General features: G+C 68.5%; 4 protein-coding genes. All 4 read right to left on the bottom strand.

All coding sequences use genetic code 11. The annotated features are described in order from the left end of the window. Positions 1–372 precede the first annotated feature (372 nt). Entirely contained in the window at positions 373–1,389 is a 1,017-nt protein-coding gene (locus G7A99_RS15565) for an NAD-dependent epimerase/dehydratase family protein (protein ID WP_040409329.1), read from the bottom strand. Positions 1,390–1,554: 165 nt separating this feature from the next. Next, on the bottom strand, positions 1,555–3,897 hold the full coding sequence (locus tag G7A99_RS15560; RefSeq protein WP_163141769.1) for a xanthine dehydrogenase family protein molybdopterin-binding subunit: 2,343 nt from the start codon (positions 3,895–3,897) through the stop codon (positions 1,555–1,557). Next, positions 3,894–4,361, bottom strand: a complete 468-nt coding sequence (locus G7A99_RS15555) for a (2Fe-2S)-binding protein (protein WP_018717768.1) — start codon at positions 4,359–4,361, stop codon at positions 3,894–3,896. Before G7A99_RS15555 ends, G7A99_RS15560 begins: the two co-directional genes overlap by 4 nt. A 265-nt stretch (positions 4,362–4,626) precedes the next feature. Further along, complete coding sequence (locus tag G7A99_RS15550; protein WP_018717767.1) at positions 4,627–5,397, bottom strand: carboxymuconolactone decarboxylase family protein; 771 nt, start codon at positions 5,395–5,397, stop codon at positions 4,627–4,629. Positions 5,398–5,543: the final 146 nt, after the last annotated feature.

The raw sequence follows: 5,543 nt of genomic DNA, 5'->3' as shown, positions 1-5,543 counted from the left end.
CGCGCACCGTCGTGTCCCTCCACGTACAGGAGCCTCCAACTTAGTGTCGAATCAACACTATGTCAATTCGGTTGCACCCGCCCTCACCGGTACCGCCGCACCGCCGGAGCGCACGAAAACGAGAAGACACCATCACCGGATGCGAGGATATGCGCCCTGCCCGGGGTAGACACGGCCGCTGCCATGGGAACGGCGGTCATGGCGCATCACGATCAGGGCGACGCCCGGATGAAGGGCCATCGGCCGCCGCAGAGGCAACCCCGACACCATGGACCGGGGCCTCTATCGATCGTGGCCAGAAAGGGCGTGCCGCCTGTGTACGACGAAGATGACGCGATCAATGCCGTGGGAACGTCCCTGCGGCCGGTGCCCCTACCCCTGCCCGACGGCACCGCCGAAGGGATGGCCCTTCAGCCACTCGCAGGTCTCGGCGATGGTCGTGGGGATATCGCGCATGGCCACACCCAGGCTGTCGCGGCGGGTGAAATCGAAGCGTGTCGGCGCTTCGGGCTCGCCGTCGAGCGGCGCAGGCAGCCCGGACGCCGGCACATGCCGGGCGAACTCCGCATAGAGGTCACGCCACGACCAGCTGTCGTACACGGCGAAATAGCGGCCCTGCGCCCGCGGATCCTCGTAAGCGGCGAGGAACAGCGCGGCCACGTCGGCCACGTGGGAAACGGACATGGACCCCGCCGGCACGGACTGATGCCAGCCCTGCTCACCGCGGCTCAGCCGCACGAGGAGGCTGTGACTGCCGTTCTCGAGGTGCCGGGGCAGGACCACCGGCCCGAGCATCATGGTCGGCAGGAGGATGCACAGCCGCTGGCCGTGGCCCTCGCAGAACTCGCGGACCGCGCGCTCCATCACGATCTTCTCGGCGGCGGTGAACTTTCCCGCCGCGATCTGCCGCTCCGGATCCGAGACGGCGTTCGCCTCGGTCTTCACCGCGACGGGTTCGGGCGGGTTGGTGCTCGAGGTCGAGGAGCACAGGATGACGTTGCCGACCCCCTGGCGGTCGGTGGCGCGCAGGACGTTAAGGCATCCCTCCTCGACGGGTCGGACGATCTCGTCGTAGCCCCGCTGGCGGTCGAGCCCGCTCGCCGGCGTGCCGTCCTGCGCCCGATAGATCGGCGGGAGGCAGGCGATGAACACCGCATCGGCCCCCTCGAGCGCGGCATCGAAGCTCGTGCTGTCCCCGGCGTCCGCGGAGAACAGCGTAAGCCGCTCCCCGGCCCCCGGCAATGCCATGAGATAGCGGCGTTTATCGTCGTCGCCGGCATCGCGCATCGTGCCGTTGACGTGATAGCCCCGTTCGAGTGCCGCCTTGACGATATTGGAGCCGACCAGGCCGCTGGCTCCCGCCACGCAGAGTGTTTTCCGGCTAGTCATGTCGAATTCCGATCCGTTCTGGATGATGTGCAGGCTGAAGCCGTGACCTCCGCCCCGGCACCCCGGGCTCGCGGGGCCGTGCCCGCCGCGGATCCGCTCCAGAAAGGCGCCTGCCGTGGGGCCGGCGCAGGCACGGTCCGTGGCGGGTCACGGGAAGACCGCCCATCAGGCGGACAGCTGGTCGCCGACCGGCAGCCGGCGGATGCGCCTGCCTGTCGCGGCGTGGATCGCATTGCACAGTGCCGGCGCCACCGGCGGGAGCCCGGGCTCTCCGACGCCGCCGATCGCGGCCTCGCTGTCGGGGTTGATCAGATGCACACGCGTCTCGCGAGGCGCCCTGTCGATGCGGGGGACCAGGTACTGGTGGAAGTTGTCCTGCTGGACCCGTCCCTCGCTGAAGGTGATCTCGCTCTGCATCGCGATACCGATACCCATGACGCAGGCCCCCTCGAGCTGTGCCCGTATGCGCTCGGGATTGACCTGGGGACCGCAGTCGAAGGCGATGTCGGCACTGTGGATGATGAGGCCGCCGCCGTCGCCGAGCTCCACGTCGAACACTACCGCCGTGTACGAGACGAAGCTGTTGTGCACGGCCAGTCCCAGTCCCCTGCCCTTCGGCAGGTCGCGCCCCCACCCGGCCTCGGCCGTGGCCTTCTCGATGACGGCGCGCATCCGGCCGATATCGATGGGGTAACGCTCGGGGTTCTCGCCGTAGTTCCACGGATCGCCGAAGGTCCGGGGGTCGATCTCGCGGGAGGGCCCCAGCAGCTCGAGCAGATAGTCCCGGTGATCACGCCCGGCGGCCTCGGCGAGCTCCGCGGCGAAGCTCTGGATGGCAAAGGCGTGGGGCAGGTTGTAGACGGACCGGAACCAGCCGATTCGCACGTGTGCCGGCGCCTCGGGATTCTCCAGGCGGATGGCCGGGATATCGAAGGGCATGGTGTTGAACCCCTGCCCCAGCTCGAACGGGGCGATGTGCTCCGGGTCGGGGGCGAACAGCGAGCCGATGCTCGGCGACAGGGTTCGGTGGCGCCAGCCGAGTGCCCGACCGTCCGCATCCAGGCCCGCCTCCAGGCGGTCGACGGAGACCGCGTGGAAATACGTGTGGTGGAGGTCGTCGTCCCGTGTCCACTGCACGCGTACCGGTCGGCCGTCGAACGCCTTTGTCAGGCTGGCGGCCTCCTGGGCGAAGTCCGGCTTGGATTTGCGCCCGAAACCACCGCCGAGCAGCGTCACGTTGACCGTGACGTCCTCCGGCTCGAGCCCGAGCCGCTTGGCCACCCCGGAGCGGGTGGCGCCCGGGTTCTGTACCGGGGCCCAGACCTCGGCGCGGCCGTTCACGATGCGCGCCACCGCCACCGGCGGCTCCATCGGCGCCTGTGCCATGTGCGGCATGTAGTAGGTGGCGCTCACGCGCTCCGCGGCATCCGCCAGGGCGCTTTCGATATCCCCCTCGTCACGGATCACCTTGCCCGGCGCGCGGGCGGTCTGCTGCAGCTGCTTGCGGTAGGCCTCCGAGTCATAGGCGGCGTTATCGCCGGCGCTCTCGAGGTTCCAGTCGATCTTCAGCGCCTTGCGCCCCTGGATCGCCGCCCAGGTGTTCTCGGCGACCACGGCGACACCGCCCAATGGCTTGAAGCCCGCCGGCTGACCGGTGCCGTCGATCTCCACCGTCCGCAAGACGCCGGGGACCTTTAGCGCCTCGCCGTCGTCGACGCTGCGCAGCATGGCGCCGTAGACCGGCGGCCGCGCCACGACGGCATACAGCATGTCCTCGAACACGACATCGGCGCCGTAGACGGCCTGCCCGGTGACGATATCCTCGCCGTCGATCGCCTTCGGGCGCACGACACTGCCCCGCTTCACGTCGTAGGCGGGACCGGCATCCTCGCCGATGTAGCGCCACTCGGACTGCGGCTTGAGCTCGAGACGCTCCCGCGGCGGCACCGACAGCTCCCGGGCCGCGGCGGCCAGATCCCCGAAACCGAGCTCCCGGCCACTGGCAGCGTGGACCACGGCGTGCACCCGGGCATGGCACTCGGAGGCCGGCACGCCCCAGCGCTCGGCAGCGGCGCGCTCCAGCATCATCCTCGCGGCCGCGCCGGCGCGACGTATCGGCGCGAACCAGTGGCGCATGCTGCGCGAGCCGTCCGTGTTCTGGTTACCGTACTTCTCCTGGTCCGCCGGTGCCTGCTCGACACGCACGCGGTCCCAGTCGGCACCGAGCTCGTCGGCGGCCACCATCACGAGGCTGGTGCGTATGCCCTGCCCCATTTCGGCACGATGGTTGGTGACCGTGACCGTGCCGTCCGCGTCGATGCGGATGAACACGTTCGGGTCGTCGACCCAGCCATGGGGCATGGCGTCGGCGCCATACTCCTTCTCCTCCTCGCCGAGCGCGAGGTCCCAGCGGGCCGCGAGCACCAGGGCGCTCCCGGCGGCCAATCCCTTGAGAAAGTGACGGCGGCTGACGTTGGCGAGCAGCAGATCGTCCACCGGGGTGTTCATGCCTCGTCCTCCTGCGTTGCCGCGGCCCTGTGGATGGCCTGGCGGATGCGGGCGTAGGTGCCACAACGGCAGATGTTGCCGCTCATGGCCTGGTTGATCTGCTCGTCATCCGGTGCCGGGTTGTCCCGGAGAAGTGCGGTGGCACTCATGATCTGGCCGGCCTGGCAGTAGCCGCACTGGGCGACGCCGAGATCGAGCCAGGCCTGCTGGACACGCCGGCCCACCGCATCCTCGCTCATGGCCTCGATGGTCGTGACGGCCTTGCCTTCGGCCTGGGAGACCGGTGTGACACAGGAGCGAACCGGTTCGCCGTCGAGATGGACGGTGCAGGTGCCGCACAGCGACATCCCGCAGCCGTACTTCGTGCCCGTCAGGCGACTGACGTCACGCAGATACCAGAGCAGCGGGGTCTGGGGGTCACCGTCGAAGCGGTGGGTCTTTCCATTGACGGTAAAGGTACTCATGGTCGTTCCTCACGATTCAGTGCGGGCATGTCATGCCGGCCCCGCTAACCGTGTTTGCCTTTGATCGAGTGTGGATATGGGAGACGCGCGAAACGGACCATCGCGCGCGGCCGAGCCAGTGGTCACGCTCCCGCCCACCCGGCGGCGGATGCACGGCGTGTCCCCGGCCGGGCCCCGGAGGACGGCCCTGCAAAAGTCGCCATAGGCACGGTGCCCGGGAACCGGACACCGTGCAGATTGCATAGAAGGCGCTACCGGACGTCTTTCATTCCCCTTTCCGCGATTCGAAAACGTCCCGGGCAACGGGCAGCGCCGAGAAGACATTGGGCCAACCGGCGTAGAACGCCAGGTGCGAGAGCATCGCCGAGGCCTCGTCCTTGGTGAGGCCGTTATCCATCGCGCGGTTGAGATGGAACGGGATCTGCTCCACATGGCCGGCGGCGATCAGCGCGGACACCGTGACGAGACTGCGCTCGCGTGGCTCGAGCGCCGGGCGCAGCCACAGGTCACGGAAGAGGAGCTCCTCGGTATTGTCCACCACGCCCTGGGACACATCGCCATAACGCTTCTGCACGTAGGCCTGGCGTTCCGCCTCCGCCTCCTTGTCGAGGGGGAGCATCTCCTGCGGCGCCGCAGCCGGGAGCTCGTCACGGGAGATACCGCGCTGCTCGTACACCGCCGCCGCCGCATCGACGGCGGTCATGGCGTTCTGCCACCCCGCATAAAAGGCGAGATGCGTGATGGTCTCGGAGATCGCCGCGGGGCTGACGCCGTTGTCGAGGGCGACACGGATGTAGTTCGGCAGGTCCTCGCCCTGGTTACGGGCGATGAGCGCCGCCACCGTGACGAGGGACCGGTCCCGTTTCGATAGCGCATCGTCCTGCCACTCACGCCCGAGCAGGTCGTCCCTGGTATAGCGCTCCAGGGCCGGGGCAACACTGGAGAGCTTCCCGGTATCGACGTCGACGCCCGGCTGCGCCATGGCGGCCGGTGCGGCGAGAGACAGGGTGAACGCGGCGAATACGGCTGCTCGCATGGCTCGTTCCTCAGTGGCTACTGAATACCGCGGTTGGGAAACCCGGTGGCAATCACACCGTCCGAGGACCGTAACTGCCTGCCGCCGTTGGATTAACCAGCCCGGCTCCATAGGAGCCATGAGTCGCACTCATCAATACGGGGAAG

It is taken from the genome of Arhodomonas sp. KWT (assembly GCF_010993615.1).
Note: the sequence above shows the minus strand (reverse complement) of the source record. Positions and strands in the feature narration are given on the sequence as shown.

Bases quoted from the DNA above. Each gene is read 5' to 3' on its own strand.
- G7A99_RS15565 (WP_040409329.1), bottom strand. From the start codon at position 1,389: ATGACTAGCCGGAAAACACTCTGCGTGGCGGGAGCCAGCGGCCTGGTC.
- G7A99_RS15560 (WP_163141769.1), bottom strand. From the start codon at position 3,897: ATGAACACCCCGGTGGACGATCTGCTGCTCGCCAACGTCAGCCGCCGT.
- G7A99_RS15550 (WP_018717767.1), bottom strand. From the start codon at position 5,397: ATGCGAGCAGCCGTATTCGCCGCGTTCACCCTGTCTCTCGCCGCACCG.
- G7A99_RS15555 (WP_018717768.1), bottom strand. From the start codon at position 4,361: ATGAGTACCTTTACCGTCAATGGAAAGACCCACCGCTTCGACGGTGAC.